The 15,473-nt window shown below is 60.5% G+C and carries 13 protein-coding genes; 3 read left to right on the top strand and 10 right to left on the bottom strand.

Annotated elements, in window-relative coordinates:
- Window positions 1-2 precede the first annotated feature (2 nt).
- From L4923_RS08595 to L4923_RS08555, 9 genes are all read right to left on the bottom strand, one after another.
- The gene (locus L4923_RS08595) at window positions 3-1,097 is read right to left on the bottom strand and encodes an SMP-30/gluconolactonase/LRE family protein (protein ID WP_239363622.1); all 1,095 of its coding nucleotides are present in this window, start codon (window positions 1,095-1,097) and stop codon (window positions 3-5) included.
- Entirely contained in the window at window positions 1,094-3,211 is a 2,118-nt protein-coding gene (locus L4923_RS08590) for an ABC transporter permease (RefSeq protein ID WP_239363619.1), read from the bottom strand. The genes L4923_RS08595 and L4923_RS08590 overlap by 4 nt, the downstream gene beginning before the upstream one ends.
- A 12-nt stretch (window positions 3,212-3,223) precedes the next feature.
- The gene (locus tag L4923_RS08585; RefSeq protein WP_239363617.1) at window positions 3,224-4,237 is read right to left on the bottom strand and encodes a sugar ABC transporter substrate-binding protein; all 1,014 of its coding nucleotides are present in this window, start codon (window positions 4,235-4,237) and stop codon (window positions 3,224-3,226) included.
- Between the two features lie 33 nt (window positions 4,238-4,270).
- Window positions 4,271-5,230 (bottom strand): ABC transporter permease, encoded by a 960-nt coding sequence (locus L4923_RS08580; RefSeq protein ID WP_239363615.1) that lies wholly within the window; start codon window positions 5,228-5,230, stop codon window positions 4,271-4,273.
- 396 nt (window positions 5,231-5,626) lie between these two features.
- Window positions 5,627-6,220, bottom strand: coding sequence for a DJ-1/PfpI family protein (locus tag L4923_RS08575; RefSeq protein ID WP_239363612.1), 594 nt, complete (start codon window positions 6,218-6,220; stop codon window positions 5,627-5,629).
- A gap of 74 nt (window positions 6,221-6,294) precedes the next feature.
- On the bottom strand, window positions 6,295-7,245 hold the full coding sequence (locus L4923_RS08570; protein ID WP_239363609.1) for a substrate-binding domain-containing protein: 951 nt from the start codon (window positions 7,243-7,245) through the stop codon (window positions 6,295-6,297).
- 56 nt (window positions 7,246-7,301) lie between these two features.
- Entirely contained in the window at window positions 7,302-8,294 is a 993-nt protein-coding gene (locus L4923_RS08565) for an ABC transporter permease (RefSeq protein WP_239363606.1), read from the bottom strand.
- Window positions 8,291-9,865 (bottom strand): sugar ABC transporter ATP-binding protein, encoded by a 1,575-nt coding sequence (locus L4923_RS08560; RefSeq protein ID WP_239363603.1) that lies wholly within the window; start codon window positions 9,863-9,865, stop codon window positions 8,291-8,293. The genes L4923_RS08565 and L4923_RS08560 overlap by 4 nt, the downstream gene beginning before the upstream one ends.
- A gap of 8 nt (window positions 9,866-9,873) precedes the next feature.
- Window positions 9,874-10,572, bottom strand: a complete 699-nt coding sequence (locus L4923_RS08555; RefSeq protein ID WP_239363600.1) for a GntR family transcriptional regulator — start codon at window positions 10,570-10,572, stop codon at window positions 9,874-9,876.
- A 223-nt stretch (window positions 10,573-10,795) separates the two neighbouring features.
- On the opposite strand from L4923_RS08555, the gene L4923_RS08550 reads away from it, so the two are divergent.
- From L4923_RS08550 to L4923_RS08540, 3 genes are read left to right on the top strand one after another with little or no spacing between them, the layout of a single operon-like run.
- Window positions 10,796-12,022, top strand: coding sequence for an iron-containing alcohol dehydrogenase (locus L4923_RS08550; RefSeq protein ID WP_239363597.1), 1,227 nt, complete (start codon window positions 10,796-10,798; stop codon window positions 12,020-12,022).
- Between the two features lie 58 nt (window positions 12,023-12,080).
- Complete coding sequence (locus L4923_RS08545; protein ID WP_239363594.1) at window positions 12,081-13,529, top strand: NAD-dependent succinate-semialdehyde dehydrogenase; 1,449 nt, start codon at window positions 12,081-12,083, stop codon at window positions 13,527-13,529.
- A gap of 8 nt (window positions 13,530-13,537) precedes the next feature.
- Window positions 13,538-14,353: an alpha/beta hydrolase gene (locus L4923_RS08540; RefSeq protein WP_239363591.1), complete on the top strand. Its 816-nt coding sequence runs from the start codon at window positions 13,538-13,540 to the stop codon at window positions 14,351-14,353.
- A gap of 184 nt (window positions 14,354-14,537) precedes the next feature.
- On the opposite strand, the gene L4923_RS08535 is transcribed toward L4923_RS08540, so the two are convergent.
- Window positions 14,538-15,188, bottom strand: coding sequence for a pyridoxamine 5'-phosphate oxidase family protein (locus L4923_RS08535; RefSeq protein ID WP_239363588.1), 651 nt, complete (start codon window positions 15,186-15,188; stop codon window positions 14,538-14,540).
- Window positions 15,189-15,473: the final 285 nt, after the last annotated feature.

The following is a 15,473-nucleotide window of genomic DNA, read 5'->3' as shown; positions in this document are numbered from 1 at the left end:
GTTTAACCCCGCTTGCCGCTTGCGACCTTTGACAGGCGCACGATCCTGGCCCCTCCACGAGAGGCGACAAAGAGATCGTCGCCCCATTCGCATGCACTAAGCGTCCCATGCACGACGCCATCGGCTCGCGAATGGAAGCTCGACAGCGGTTTCATATTCTGGTCGCAATGGACCACAAGGCCGTAGGACCTGGTGACCGCGTAAGGCTTCAAGACGTTCATCTGCTTGAGCTGGCTGCCTTGCATCGGCTCGCGGTAGTCTCGCCACGAACTGAGCGATGGCGCCATCCAGTAAGCTTCCGGTACTTCGGCCAGCATGCGTTTGCGGTATTTCTCCTCGCGCAGGATGAATTCCACCAGCTGGTTGCGTACGGAATAGAATGTCAGCCAATAGCCGGCATTGAAGGCGGGCGCGATGCGGGCCGGATAGGCCGGAAGATGGTCGAGCACAGGAACCGTTGACCTGGTGGCGAGGTCGACCGCCAGCACGCGATGGCGCCAGGCTTCGGTGATATAGATGCGATTGGAGCCGGTGGTTGCGATGCCGGCAGGCCAGGCGAGACTGTCACGGATCAATTCCAGCTTTCCGCTCTTCAGGTCGAGCCGCCAGATCGACCCGGAAGCACCTTTCTGCATAAGGTCGCGGCGCCACGCATTCGCTGGCAACGAGGCTGCCCCATTCGCCGCCAACACGGTATTGCTGTCGAGGAAAGTGAGGGCAGTGACGCAGGTCAGCCTGCCAGCTTCATCGCCCGTCGCCACTCGTCCGTCATGGAGGCCGCCGCGAATGACAACGCCGCTGCCATCCACGGCCAGCGCGGTCATGCCGCGGGCATGGGCGAGCGCGGTGATCTCGCCCGAAAATTCCTGCAGCACTTCCGCTTTGCCTGCAATGTCGAAACGCAGCAGCCGGTTCGCGCTGCTCGCCAGCATGCCCTTTTCGGTGTGAACGAGGTTGTCAGCCTCCGCGAGGCTGGCCAATAACTGTGCCTCCTCCAGTTCCTGGTTGGGCAGCAGCGGTCCGTCAAGCGTGGGCACGGTCACAGCCCAGTCGCCCCGGCCGAGGAAGCGGTCAAAAAACCGGCTTACGGCGTTCATGACTTCTCACCCCAATAGGAATCCGAACTGAACCAGTCCGGGTCGGCGCCCTGCGATGGCAGTGTTCCCATGCGGTTGTTGAAGATGCCGCAGAGATACAGGACGCCCTTGTGTTCACGCATCGAGGTGATCATCGGATGTTTCTCGCCGGCTTGATCCCATAGGCTTTCGAGGATCTGGCCCGTCTCGTCGAAGCGCAGCACGCAGCCGGTATTGAGGTTCGGCATCAGCCAGGCATCCTCCGATACGCGTCTCGCCATCCGACGGCGGAAACCCGGCATCTCCAGCGAGAGATCCAGCGCCGGCGTGCGCATGCCCATCAGTGCCAGCCAATAGGTTCCGTCCGAGGCCCGGTTGATGTTATCCGGATAGCCGGGCAACCCCTCGATGACCCGTTCGACTGTGCCTTTCTTCGGGCCGTCGAAATAGTAGCGGCTGATACGACAGGCCCAGCTTTCGGCAAACAGCACGGACTGCCCGTCGAAGGCAGTGCAGATGCCATTGGGGAAGACCAGGTTCGACAACAGTGTCCGCGTCGAGCCGGAGCGGGGATCGTGGACGATGATGCGCCCATTGCCGCGACTCTCGAGCGCATCGGCATACCAGTCGTGCATCTCGAAGCGCACGGTGGCTTCGGAAAAGACGATGCGTCCGTCGGGCAGGATGTCACAATCGTCGGCGAGTTTCATGGTGGAGTCGTCGACGACCGAGGTCAGCGAGCGGTTGGTCTCGGCGGTCAGCAGCTTGACCTCTCCCTCCGGAGAGACCTGATAGAGCCCCATGCCGGCAACGCAGATAACCAGGTTGTCGTCACGGTCAAAGGCCATGCCGAGCGGGGACCCGCCGATATGGGCGAACACCTCGCTCTCGGTATAATGCGGCGGCTTGAAGCGCAGGATGTCGCCCTGGCGGCTGCCGGTATAGAGGCGATCCTGGCGGTCGAAGATCACGTCCTCGGCGCCGTCCAGGAAACCGAGGCCGATGACGCCGACATCCTTCAGCCGGTCGTTCACTGCCATCGGAGCGCCAGGTTCGGTGGAGATCGCCTGCGGCATCTTGGCGAAGGTCGGCGAGATATAAACGCTGCGCAGGATCTTGTGTCGGTTCTTCACCCAACGCACGTCGAGAAGCACCGACAGCAGCAGCACCAGACCAAGGATCAGATAGTTCACGGGGCCAGGCACAGCGAGCGCGAGCAGGCTGTTCGACAGCACGAGCACAAAGATCGTTCCCATCAACGCCTTGGCAACCGAGCCGCGACCGCCGCCCAGTGAGATACCGCCAAGCACAGTCGCCGTCAGCACCTGCAATTCGAGCCCGGTGCCGATATCGGAAGCCGCACTGCCGATGCGGGCCGAGAAGAAGAAACCGGAAAGCGCGACGAGCACCGAGCAGAGAACATACGCGCTGAACAGAGTGAAACGCACATTGATGCCGGCATTGTAGGCGGAACGGCGCGCGCCACCGACCGCAAACAGGCGCCAGCCATAGCGGGTGCGCGAAAGGACCAGGTGAAGCAGCAGCGCAATCAGCGCGAACACGACGAACGAAGCCGGCATTCCCCAGATCGTACCGAAACCGAGAAAATCATATGCGGGTGAATCCGGCCCGCTGGTGACAATGGCGGTTGAAACCTGCGGAAAAACGATATCGAAGGTCGACCGGTAGATGATTAGCGTGACGAGCGTGGTCAGGAATGCGCGCATGCGCAGGAAACCGACCAGGAGGCCGTTGATGGCGCCACAGACCAGCCCCAGGCCGAGGCAAGCCAGCAGCCCGGTCCCAAAGCTCCATTGTTCGACATTCATGCCGAAGAGCGTAACAAGCACGGCCAGTGCGAAGGTCGAGCCGACGGACAGATCGATACCGCCAGACACCATGACGATGGTCATGCCGAGCACGACCAGGCCGAGTTCCGCTGTCTGGCCACTGAGATTGGTCAAAGTCGCGAGATCGAAGAAACCCGGCACGATCGAACCGAAAATCGCGCACAAAATCACCAACGCCGTGAACGGGATGACGCTGTCGATCCACTTCTTGGTCAAGATCTCCCCGACCACGTGGTCGGGGAGCACGCGATAGCGCCAGCGCACAAGGCTTTCGGCCATGCTCATCAAGAAAATCCGTTACTTGAGGTCGTCCAGCTTCCAGCAGTTCCTGCCGACGGCGTTGTCCTTGTCGACGCGCGTGATGGGGCCGAAGAATATGGTCTTCTCGCTTCCTGCCTGCCGTTCGGGGCGCTGCAGCAACTCGGAGATCTGCTGTGCAGCGATCTCGCCCTGGATAGGTGCGTTGAAATTGAAGATTACGTCGAGCAGGCCGTTCTTGATGCTTTCGCAGCCCGTTGCGCTGCCTGCGCCGTTTGTGACGATCGTCACCTGGTCCTGCTTTCCGGCAGCCGCGACGGCGGCTCCCGCGCCAACTTCGGCATTGTCCCAGATGCCCATGATGCCGCAAAGATCCGGATGCTGCTGAAGAACGGTCTCGGTGATCTGACGAGCTTTTTCGCTCATGTAATCGGCCGGCTGGTCGGAGACGAGCTGCAGTTCGGGATTGGCCTTCAGCACCTCGTCGATGCCGGTGCGCATGTAGATGTTGGCAGCGCCTGTCTGAACTCCGGCGAGCCAGACCACTTTATGCGACACTGCGTTCGGCCCGGTGCAATGCTTGGCCAGTTCGCCCATTTCCAGGCGTCCCATCTCGATCCAGTCGTTGCCGACATAACTGTCGGTCTGCGTCGCCGACTGCATGTTGACCTGCAGCACCTTGATGCCGCTGGCCTGCGCCTGCTTGAGTAGACGTGCATAAGTCTGCACATCCGGGTTCTGCACGATGATGAGGTCCGGCTTCTCGGCAATAGCGCCCTGCATGGCGCGGATGCCGGCATTGGTGTCGCCGTTGGGATCACGCACTTCGAGGGTGAAACCATAGCGGGCGGCATGGCGCTGCCACACCGTCACCCAGGCTTGATTGAGGTCCATCCCCTGCGAGATCGGCACGAAGATGACCTTCTTGCCCTTCACCGCCTCAAGATACGCCGCGCGACCGACCTGATCTGTTTCCTGGGCGGTGGCAAGCTTTGCTCCACCGAGGAGTGTTAGCGCCGTCAGGCACGCCAACAGGCCATTCTTGAAAAGCATCGTGATTCCTCCCTGGTTTCTTGATGTTCTTGGTCAGATGTCGCCGCTCTGCGAGGTCTGCTCGTCGCGCGGGTTGATAATGGCGTCGATGGCAAGGGCGCTCAGAAGGATCACGCTCTTGATCAGATTCTGGCTGGTATAGCTGAAGTTGAGGATCGTCATTCCGTTGGTGAGGATGCCGACCAGGATGGTCCCGGCGATGACATTGCGAACGCCGCCCTGCCCTCCTGAAAGGCCGATTCCTCCAAGGACGACCACCAGGAGCACGTCATAGATCAGGCTTGAATTGTAGAGACGTGTGTCGATGCCGGTGACCAGGCCGGTCATGATGATGCCGGCGGTAAAGGCGATGAGCGCGCTGATGACATATTGTGTCACGATGATCGGGCGCGTCGGCAGCCCAGTTGTGCGGGCCGCGTTCGGGTTGTCGCCCGTGGCATAAACCAATCGGCCAAAGCGCGTTTTTCTCAGGAAGAAAGCCATCAGCGCCGCTACACATGCGAACATGACGACGGACATCGGTATGCCGAAGACGCTTCCGTTGCCGACGAATTTGAGCCAGGCGATGTTGGGCGGCGCATAGAGGACGTCGGAGGCGAAGACGATGCGTCCGGACCCATAAACCGATGACGCGATCGCCAGGGTCGCGAAGATCGGGGGTATTTCTGCAACAGCCACCATGATCCCGGTGAACAGACCGATCGCGGCCGCGAGGAGAGCGCCGCAAATCACCGCCAAGGTGAAGTCGACGCCCCAGCTGGAGACCCAGATGCTGAAGGCAACGCCGACGACCATCACGGCCACCATGGTCAGATCGATACCCCGACCGACCACGATAAAGCCCATTCCAACGGCCAGCGTACCGAGGATGGACACGTTCTTGAGGATGGCGATGACATTTCCCTGGCTAAGGAAATTGTTCAGGGTCGCCGAGAAGACGGCGAAGAGAATGACTGAGATCGCAATGACGACGAGTTCCTGGGAGATCTGCACGCTCCCAATCCTGCCGCCGGGTTTGCCCCTGCCAGCCAATTCGATCCTCCCTTCCCCGGCACCGCGCCGCAGCTCATCCGAGCCGCCTTGGCGCTTTTTGGTCTTTACCCTGGAGCCGGACTACCTCCGGAAGAACCATTGCGGGTAGAAGAGGCTGGAGCAATTTCGATTTTCTGACACGCTGTGCAGTTCGTGATCAGACGGAGGACGGCATCGATTGGGATCCACCAATGACCCGCCGCCGCGCTGCGAAACGGCGGTCAAAGACGCAGGACAACCTGCGGTCAGGTTCAAGGCTGTTCCAACAGCGCAGGATCGCCACCGGCGACGGACGCGCTTCATTTGGAGCGGCACGCTGCAACCGGATCGCGCTCCGCTCCAAATGTTCTCCCTTTTCTAGCCGTGCCGGATTTCCGTGCCGAGCACCTTCAGACATTCGCGGATGAAAGCTGCGAGAGCGGTCCAGCCTTTGGCCGACACCATCGTGCCGTCAACATATGCCTCGGTCGGCGACAGGTCGACATAAGTGCCGCCTGCGAGTGTGACTTCCGGCTCGCAGGCCCCCAGCGCTGCAACCTTCTTGCCGCGCACCACGCCGTCGACTGCGATCAGTATCTGCACCCCGTGGCAAATGGTGAAGATCGGCTTCCTGGTCTCGTGGAAATGACGCACGATGGCCTGAACACGCTTGTCGGTGCGGATATATTCCGGCCCCCGCCCGCCGGCACAATAGACAGCGTCATACTGATCGAGTTGTTTCTCCGCATCGGAGAATGTCTTGTTGATCAACGCATAGTGGCCAAGCTTCTCGGTGTAGGTCTGATCGCCCTCGAAATCGTGCAGCGAAGTCTTGATCAGATCGCCAGCATTCTTGTCGGGGCAAACGACATGGACGGTGTGGCCGACCGCCTCCATTGCCTGCTGATAGACGTAGATCTCATACTCCTCGGTGAATTCACCGGTCAGCATCAATATCTTCTTGGCTGGCATGACTTATCCTTTTGATTTTTGGGATGCCAAGGCGCACGAACGCGCCCTGGCTGTCGCGAACTGGATCACCGGGCTCAGAATGGAGAGTCCGGGAAGTAGTATTCCTTGGCGTTGGCTTGGGTTATCAGCGGCGCGTCGAGTTTGACGTGGCCGCGGACCGGCGCCTGACCGACAAGATTGGCCACCGTCATGTATACGGCCGTCTTGATCATCGAAGGCGGGTAAGGCGTCTCGACCGGCGTCATGGCATCGCCATCGATCACTTTCTTGACGATGTCCTTCATCCCGTTGCCGCCAAGCGCCAGCTTGATGTCTGTCCGCCCGGACTGCTTGACCGCCTCCAGAACGCCGAGAAGCATGTCGTCGTCATTGGCCCATACTGCGTCGATGTGCGGATGTTTGGCGAGATAATCCTGCATCAGCTTGAAAGCCTGGTCACTGTTCCAATGCGCATACTGGATATCGAGCACCTTCAGATCGGTTCCCTTGATGGTGTCCTCGAAACCTTTGATGCGCTCGTCGTCGATAACGGTTGGAATCCCGCGAAGCACCACCACGTTACCCTTCCCGCCAAGCTTTTCGATCATGAACTTCGCGGTATTGGCGCCGACGGCAATGTTGTCGCCGGCAAGGTAAAGATCCTGGATCGAGGCATCGGTCAGACCGCGATCGACCACGGTGATGAAGGTCCCCATATCCTTGATGGCCTTGACCGGCTGAGTCAGCTCTTCGGAGGTGTAAGGCAGGATGACCAACGCATTCAGTTTGCGGCTCGCGGAAAGATCCTCCAGCGCACTGACCTGGTCGGCCGCTGACGGCGAGGTCTTCACGACAACCTCGACATCCGGAAACGCGGCGTTGATTTCCTTGGCGGCCGCCTGCGCGTGGTAGACCACACCGGCCGTCCAGCCGTGGTCTGCGGCAGGAATGGAAACGGCGATCACCTTTTTATCCGCCGCCAGCGCCTGGCTGGCGACCATCAAGGCGCCGACCGCCACGGCCGCAATCCATTTTCTATTAAACATTACTACCTCCCAGAATGGACCGATCAACTTTGGCGCCCGCCCGGTCCCGAGACGGGCTATCTGGAAAATCGCTGCACGAGCATGGCGATGATGATGATGACGCCCTGGACCGCAGCAACGAGGTATTCGGAGACGAAATCCGACAACACCATCAGGTTGGCGATCAACTCAAGGATCACGGCACCGGCGATGGTGCCCCATATGCGCCCCTTGCCGCCGCGCAGGGCTGTCCCGCCAATGACGACTGCGGTGATGACCTGCAGTTCCCAGAGCTGGCCGGTTGTCGGAGTGGCGGCGCCGAGTCGGGGCACATAGCAGACGGCTGCAATCGCCACGCATGCTCCCTGGATGACATAGGCCACGGTGCGTGTCTTGATGACGGAGATGCCCGAATAGCGGGCGACATCCTCATTCGCCCCCACGGCAGCGCATTTGCGTCCATATTTGGTCTTGTAGAGGACAAACGCGCCGAGCAAGGCGACGACAGCGGAGATCAGGATCGGCACCGGAATGCCGCCCAGCGTTCCGAAATAAACCGGTCTGTAGGCCTCCCGCAGCGACCGGTCGATCGGGATCGTGCCTCCGTCGGTCATGTAGGTGATCAGTGCCCGGAAGATGCCCATGGTGCCGAGCGTGGCGATGAATGGCTCGATCCTGCCTACCGTAACGATGAGACCATTGGCCAGGCCGCACAGCAGCCCCGCCAGCAGGGCGATCGCCATCCCCACCGGAATGGCCCAGAGACCAAGTCCCGGCACCATCATGTTCATGAACATGATGGTGATGCCTGCGATGAAGGCAACCATCGAACCGACGGATAGGTCCAGCCCGCCAGATGAAATCACGAATGTCGCACCAACGGCGATGATGGCGACATAGGCGCTGCGCGTAATCACGTTGCCGAGGTTGGTCGTGGAGAGGAAATCCGGATTGACCGCGAACCCGACCACCAGCAGCACCGCAAGAGCGAGGAACGGACCGGCGTCCGTCCATGAGAATTGGAATTGCCGATCGTTTCTCGCCGGCGCGGACTGGGTAAGCGCTGTCACTGTGTTCCTCCCTGGGCGACGTGCGCCCGCTCGCTCGTCGCAAGCAGCGCGATGTTGCTCTCGGTCATCGTCTCGCCCCAGACCTCGCCGCTGATGACCCCTTCGCGCATGACCAGGACGCGGTCGCATATCCCGATCAGTTCCTGCATCTCCGAAGAGATGACGATGCAGGCTTTGCCCTGCCCCACGAGGTCTTGAATGAAGCTGTAGATCTGCGCCTTGTTGGCAATATCGATGCCGCGCGTCGGCTCGTCGATGATAACGACGGACGGATTGGTCAGAAGCACCTTGGCAAGCAACAATTTCTGCTGGTTGCCGCCGGAGAGTTGCCCTGCCTTGACGCCGAGGCTCTTCAGCCGGATGTCGTAGTCGGCCACTGCCTGCGTCAGCGCCTCCGCTTCGCGGGCACGCCGCAGGATGATGCCGGGATGGAAGCTGGCGAGCGCCGACAGCGTGAGATTTGGCCCGAGCCGCTCCTGAAGGAGCAATCCTTTGCCTTTGCGGTCCTCGGTGAGATAGCCGATGCCGGCGTCTACGGCTTCGCGCTGCGAATGTATCTGGATCGGAGAGCCGTTGAGTTCGATCACCGCCGTTCCCGGCCGAAGTCCCAGAATGCCTTCGAAGAGCTCCGTCCGGCCGGCCCCGATCATGCCGGCGAAGCCAAGGATCTCGCCCTTGTGCACCGTGAACGACACGTCCTGTGCGAAGCCTGGAACCACAGCGTTTCGAACGCTCAACATCGGCTGGTCGGTGCGCACCGCCTGCCTTTGAGGGTAGAGAGCGGCAAGTTCGCGGCCCACCATCACCCGCGCCATCTCGGTCTGGGTCAGCATGTGGCCTGGATATGTGCCGACCATCTTGCCGTCGCGTAGCACCGTGACCTTGTCAGCGAGGCGCTGCACCTCGTCGAGACGATGGCTGATATAAAGGACCGCGATGCCCCGCGCCTTGAGTTCGAAAATAACAGCGAGGAGGCGCTCGACTTCTTCGCCGGTCAGCACCGCCGTGGGTTCGTCGAAGATGACCACTTTGTGCTCATCGAGGAGGGCTCGTGCAATCTGCACGAGTTGGCGATCCGCCAGTGAGATGGCGCCGACAAGAGCCGTAGGCGATACTTCGCAGCCAAGTTCGGCCAGCTTTGCCGCTGCGACACGACGCATGCGCACGTCATCGACGATGCCGCCTCTGGTGAGTTCGCGGCCGAGAAAGAGGTTGTCGGTGACGGTGAGCGCCTCGGCCAGCAATATTTCCTGATGCACAAGGGCAATGCCCGCCGCCTGGGCCTGGTCGGGCTTGGTAAAGTGCACCCGGCCTCCCGCCATCGACAATGTGCCTTCGGTCGGCTCGACATAGCCGGAAAGCAGCCGCATGAATGTCGACTTGCCCGCGCCGTTCTCACCGATGATCGCGTGGATTTCGCCCGGCAGAATATCCAGCGTGACGTCCGACAATACGGTAACGGTGCCGTATCGCTTGGAAATGCCTTCAGCGCGGAGCACCGCCGGACCGACCGGAACTCCGGCGACCGGCGCGACAGCGTGATCTCCTTCGAGGCGAGCGGCAATGGACATCGGCGCGATTACTCGAAAGCAGGCAGGAGCCGGTCCCGCGAATTCTCGATGTGCACACGCATCGCCTTCTCGGCGGCGCGCGCATCGCCTGCGGCGAAAGCGGCAAGAATCGCCTCGTGTTCGTCCAGCGCTTCTTCGGTAACGCGCGCGTGGAACATCAGGCGGAAGATGTGGAAATGGGTATGCTGATGGTTCAGCGTTTCACGGATGAGTTCGTTCTGCGCGAACTCCATGATCTTGTCGTGGAAGATCGCATCCTGCCGCGCAAAATTCGAGTAGCGCAGCCGCTCGTCCTTGCCGACCCGCCTGGCCATGACGCCTGCTGCTTCTCGTAGAACGGCAAGACGTTCGTCATCCAGCGCAGCCGTGGCCTTGGCTGCGGCGGCAGGCTCGAGCAGAAGTCGCAGTTCGTAAAGCTCGTCGAACCGGCGCCGTGTGATTTGCGGAGCGGCGCGATAGCCGATCAGGTGGGTCTTCAGCACCAACCCCTCGCCCTCGAGCCGGCCGAGTGCTTCGCGGATAGGCGTGTGAGAGACGCTGAATTCCTTGACCAGATTATCGACAGTGATCCGCGACCCTGGAGCGATCTTCAACGACATGAGCTGCGCGAAGATTGCCTCATAGACATCCTCGGCCAGGCTGTTGGCCCGCTGGATGCGGCCGCCCATGCGACCGTCGCCATCAACCGCCAGATCGGAATTTTGCATCGTTATTACCTCTTGACAGAAGCGAGCCCTAACACGATGCTCCGACCAATTCAATACTATATCCTATACGATTTTATAGAGGATATGAGAATGCGATAGTACCCGCAGGGCAACCCGTCGGCTTGAATATCGAAGGCACGGCCCCTGGCAGAGCAAACCTGCCTGCCACCAAGAGAAGCTCCGCAACGAGCTCGTTACTTATCTTTTCGAAGGACACCGGTTCATGACTATGTTTGCCGCCGCGCGCCTGCCACGCGAGATCCTGTTCGGCAAAGGCCAGCGCCATGCGCTGCCTGCCATTGCCGCCCGATATGGCGGCCGTGCATTCATCTGCACCGATGAGCGTCTCTCGAAGACGGCCGAGTTCGCCGAACTGCTCGCCGGATTGGCGGCTGCCCGGGTGGAGACGCTCGTCTATGACAAAACCCTGCCTGACGTGCCCCGCGACAGCGTCGCCGACTGCATTGCGGAGACGAAGAACTTCAAGCCGGACATGGTGATTGGTATCGGCGGCGGTAGTTGCCTGGATATGGCCAAATGCGCCGCGCTTTTGCTCAGCCACGGCGGAAAGCTGCAGGACTATTACGGCGAGTTCAAGGTGCCAGGCCCCACCCTCCCCGTGATTGCGGTGCCGACCACGGCCGGTACCGGATCGGAGGTGACCCCGGTCGCCGTGATTTCGGATCCGGAGCGAACGCTCAAGGTAGGCATCTCCAGCCCTCACCTGATCGCCGCGGTGGCGCTTTGCGACCCGGATCTGACGGCAACGTGTCCGCCGTCTCTGATAGCCGTCGCCGGTGCCGACGCGCTGACGCATGCGATCGAAGCCTTCACCGCCGCAAAACGCGGCGCTGACGCCAGCCTGCCGCAACAACATGTCTTCATCGGCAAGAGCACGTTGACGGATCATTTCTCCCTGCTGGCAATCAGGCTTTTGGGACGCAGCCTGGAAGCAGCCTATCGCGACGGATCGAACGAGAATGCGCGCGCCGATGTCATGATGGGAGCGCTGGCCGCCGGCTGCGCTTTCGGCACGGCGGGGACCGCCGCTGCCCATGCCGTGCAATATCCGGTCGGCGCACTCACGCATACGCCGCACGGGCTGGGTGTCGCAACGATGCTGCCTTATGTGATGCGCTATAACCTCGCCGCCGCAGCCGCCGAAATCGCCGAGGTCGGCGCCGCCCTCGGCCTTCCTCGCCAGGACGGCAACATCAACGGATTGGCAGAAGCGGCGATCCAGGAAGTTGCCCGGCTGTTCAATGCCATAGGCATCACTCGGACGCTGGCTGAGCTCGGCCTCTCCGAGGACCATATCGATTGGACGGCTGAACAGGCGCTCGGCATCGACCGACTGATCAAGAACAACCCCCGTTCATTCGACATCGTGGCGATGCGGCGCTTGGTCAGAGCGGCCTACGAGGGCGACATGGCCGCCAGCGCGATGTGAAACCTACAACCATCGCCCCGTAAACACTTTTCCGAACCATTCGATCAGGGTCCCGAACATGTCCGACTACACCACGCTCTCCCATGGCCTCTATATCGGTGGAAAATGGCGGCCCTCATCGGATGGCCGTGTCATCGAAGTGGTCAACCCTTCCACCGAAGCGGTGATCGCGACCGTTCCCGACGCCACGCTTGCCGACGCGGACGCGGCCGTGGACGCAGCCGCCGCCGCAGCAACGAGTTGGCAGGCGACCCCGCCGCGCAGACGATCCGAAATCCTGCGGCGCTGCTTCGAACTGATGACCGAACGGGCAGAAACATTGGCCGCGTTGATTTCCCTGGAAAACGGCAAGGCTCTGCGCGACGCGCGCGGCGAAGTCGCCTATGCGGCCGAGTTTTTCCGCTGGAATGCCGAGGAAGCGGTTCGCATCAGCGGCGAGTTCGGTCTTGCGCCGTCGGGCGCGAACCGGATCGTCGTCGATTACCAGCCTATAGGCATCTGTGTTTTGACAACACCCTGGAATTTTCCGGCTGCCATGGCAACACGCAAGATTGCCCCGGCGCTCGCCGCAGGCTGCACCGTGATCCTCAAGCCTGCCAGCGAGACACCGCTGACAGCCTATGCGCTCGCAGCGATCTATGAAGAGGCTGGCGTACCCCCCGGCGTTGTCAACGTGCTCTCGACCTCGAACCCGGGCCCGGTGACGGCAGCCATGCTGGCCGATCCGCGCGTGCGGAAATTATCGTTCACCGGCTCAACCGGCGTGGGCCGGATCCTTCTTGCCGAGGCAGCAAAACATGTCATTTCCTGCTCGATGGAACTGGGCGGGAATGCGCCGTTCATCGTCTTTGACGACGCCGATCTCGAAGCAGCGCTTGACGGCGCAATGGTCGCCAAGATGCGTAACGCCGGCGAGGCCTGCACGGCGGCCAATCGTTTCTACGTGCAGGCCGGCATCCACGATGCTTTCGCTGAAGGGCTTCGCAAACGCATGGCCGCGCTCAACATCGGTCCGGGTACGGATTCGGAGACCGAATGCGGCCCGATGATCACCCGAAAGGCGGTGGACAAGATCGACCGGCTCGTCCAGGACGCCGTTGCCCGGGGGGCGAAAATCCTCTGCGGCGGAATCCGGCCTGGAGGCGCGGGTTATTTCTATCCGCCCACGGTGCTCAGCGATGTCCCGGCCGACGCGGTCATGGCTCACGAGGAGATCTTTGGCCCCGTGGCTCCCATCAGTCGTTTCGAAGCCGAATCCGAAGCGATCGCAAAAGCGAACGAGACCGAATACGGGCTTGCCGCCTACATCTATACACGCGACCTGTCGAAAGGGATGCGCGTGGCATCGAAGATCGAGTCAGGCATGATAGCCCTCAATCGCGGCCTGATGTCGGACCCGGCCGCACCCTTCGGCGGTGTCAAGCAGAGCGGACTGGGACGTGAAGGCGGACAGAAGCACGGCATAGCCGAGTTCATGGAGGCCAAGTATATCGCCGTGACAATGTGAGCAAACAGATGCCGAAAGATCCGTTCCGCATTCGCGATCATGTCGCCGAGTTCGATGACATTGTCGCCGAAATCGTGCGCCGGAGCGCAGAGACCAGGGCGAAAACCCCAATGACCGCCGATATCTCCTATGGCCCGGATCGCACCGAAACGGTCGACCTGTTTTTTCCGAAGAACAGACGCGATGGCCTGCCGGTGCATTTGTTCATTCACGGCGGCTACTGGCGGATGTTCTCGAAGGGCGACTATTCCTATGTCGCCGACACCATCACAGATGCGGGAGCGATCGCGGTCATTGTGGACTATGCGTTGATGCCGTCGGTGAGGATGGCCAGGATCGTCGACCAGATCCGGCGCGCCCGCCTCTGGATAGCCGACCATATTGCGGATTACGGTGGCGACCCCCGCCAGCTCACCGTGAGCGGTCACTCGGCCGGAGCGCATCTTGCGACGATGCTTTTTGACGACGAGGAACGGCCATCCGGCATCAAAGGCGCTCTTCTGCTTGGCGGGATTTACGATTTGAAGCCCTTACAGACCTCGTTTCTGGCCGCTGAGATCGCCATCACCGACGAAGAGGTCGATCGCTTCTCGCCCATCAATCATCGCTTCGATCGCAGCGTTGCTCCCATGGTCTTGGTCGGTGCCGACGAAACGGAGCCCTTCCACCAGCAAGCAAATGTGTTTGCAGACCATTTGACGGGTCAGGGCCTGGCTGTTTCCCGTGGCACTCTCGCCGCCGCAAATCACATGAGTAGCGTGCGGGATCTCGGCTTGGCGGGTACAGAAGCTTCGACTGCCTTGATCCGGTTGTTGGACGGATGATGTCGCCCTTGCCAGCTGGTTTCATATCCGGCGATGGCAGGCCCTTCGTCAGCCCAAAGAGCCAATTCAAACTTCGATGTATCTGCGTGCCATCGCTCTCATATGTCACAGGCTGGCCGAACCACCTGCCCACCTGCGTATAGTCACGCCGGGCTTCGCATTCCTGACCGCCCACCACAGGCAGCTAATAAAGCGTTCTTTTATATTCATCTTCCAGATCTTCATCGATTTTGCGCATCTCGTCGTTGTCGATTGGCGCTCCGGTTGTTTCGTCGAGGATTATTTTAATAAGAGACGGCATTTCCGTCCGGTTCTGGAAATGATCCGGGTTCCACAAATGAGAGCGCCGGAATGCTTTGGCGCAATGCATGAACACCTCGGTCACCTCCACCACAATCGCAAGCTTGGGAGCGCGGCCATTGACGCTCATGCTGTTCATGAGTTCGGGGTCCGTCACCAAAGTGGCGCGTCCGTTCACGCGCAATGTGTCATCAAACCCTGGAACGATGAACAGCAATCCAACGTTCGGATTGGCCAGGATGTTTACCAGGCTGTCGAGACGATTGTTGCCGGGCCGGTCTGGAATAGCCAGCGTGCGCTCGTCAAGAATCTTGACAAAGCCGACAGGATCGCCGCGAGGGCTGACATCGGCTTTGCCATCAAGATCCTGTGTGCCGATGCACAGGAACGGCGACCGCCTTATGAACTCTTGCGCATGGGGTCCCAGGGTCTTCTGGAATTTCTGTTTGGCCAGGGCATGCGTCGCTTCAAACAAGCCTCGAAGAGACGTTTCATCTGTTATGATGAATTCCGGTTTGAAAGCCGAATCCTTCATTATTTCCCCCTCTAATTCTGCGAACTCATCCGGCCGCCACCCAGGCGGCAAAAGTGTTTCTACAGCCATACTGAGGTACGTACATCATAGTCGATATGAGATTTTGATTGCGGTCAAGACGCCTGCACCTTCCCTGCAGACGCCCCGCGAACTATTCGTGCATCGACCCGGAAGCATGCGGGCCCTGTTAAATCGCGGCGAAGCCCGACATATGGCCTCACGAACAATGATGGATGTGAGCAGTTGGAAGCAACCGCCAAGCTCGCATTGGGAACTCGAGCAGAT

Source organism: Terribium retamae, assembly GCF_022347545.1.
Lineage (GTDB): Bacteria > Pseudomonadota > Alphaproteobacteria > Rhizobiales > Rhizobiaceae > Mesorhizobium > Mesorhizobium retamae.
The sequence above is the reverse complement of the archived record's forward strand: the minus strand, read 5'-3'. Positions and strand labels throughout refer to the sequence as shown.

Bases quoted from the DNA above. Each gene is read 5' to 3' on its own strand.
- L4923_RS08595 (WP_239363622.1), bottom strand. From the start codon at position 1,097: ATGAACGCCGTAAGCCGGTTTTTTGACCGCTTCCTCGGCCGGGGCGAC.
- L4923_RS08590 (WP_239363619.1), bottom strand. From the start codon at position 3,211: ATGAGCATGGCCGAAAGCCTTGTGCGCTGGCGCTATCGCGTGCTCCCC.
- L4923_RS08585 (WP_239363617.1), bottom strand. From the start codon at position 4,237: ATGCTTTTCAAGAATGGCCTGTTGGCGTGCCTGACGGCGCTAACACTC.
- L4923_RS08575 (WP_239363612.1), bottom strand. From the start codon at position 6,220: ATGCCAGCCAAGAAGATATTGATGCTGACCGGTGAATTCACCGAGGAG.
- L4923_RS08570 (WP_239363609.1), bottom strand. From the start codon at position 7,245: ATGTTTAATAGAAAATGGATTGCGGCCGTGGCGGTCGGCGCCTTGATG.
- L4923_RS08560 (WP_239363603.1), bottom strand. From the start codon at position 9,865: ATGTCCATTGCCGCTCGCCTCGAAGGAGATCACGCTGTCGCGCCGGTC.
- L4923_RS08555 (WP_239363600.1), bottom strand. From the start codon at position 10,572: ATGCAAAATTCCGATCTGGCGGTTGATGGCGACGGTCGCATGGGCGGC.
- L4923_RS08550 (WP_239363597.1), top strand. From the start codon at position 10,796: ATGACTATGTTTGCCGCCGCGCGCCTGCCACGCGAGATCCTGTTCGGC.
- L4923_RS08545 (WP_239363594.1), top strand. From the start codon at position 12,081: ATGTCCGACTACACCACGCTCTCCCATGGCCTCTATATCGGTGGAAAA.
- L4923_RS08540 (WP_239363591.1), top strand. From the start codon at position 13,538: ATGCCGAAAGATCCGTTCCGCATTCGCGATCATGTCGCCGAGTTCGAT.
- L4923_RS08535 (WP_239363588.1), bottom strand. From the start codon at position 15,188: ATGAAGGATTCGGCTTTCAAACCGGAATTCATCATAACAGATGAAACG.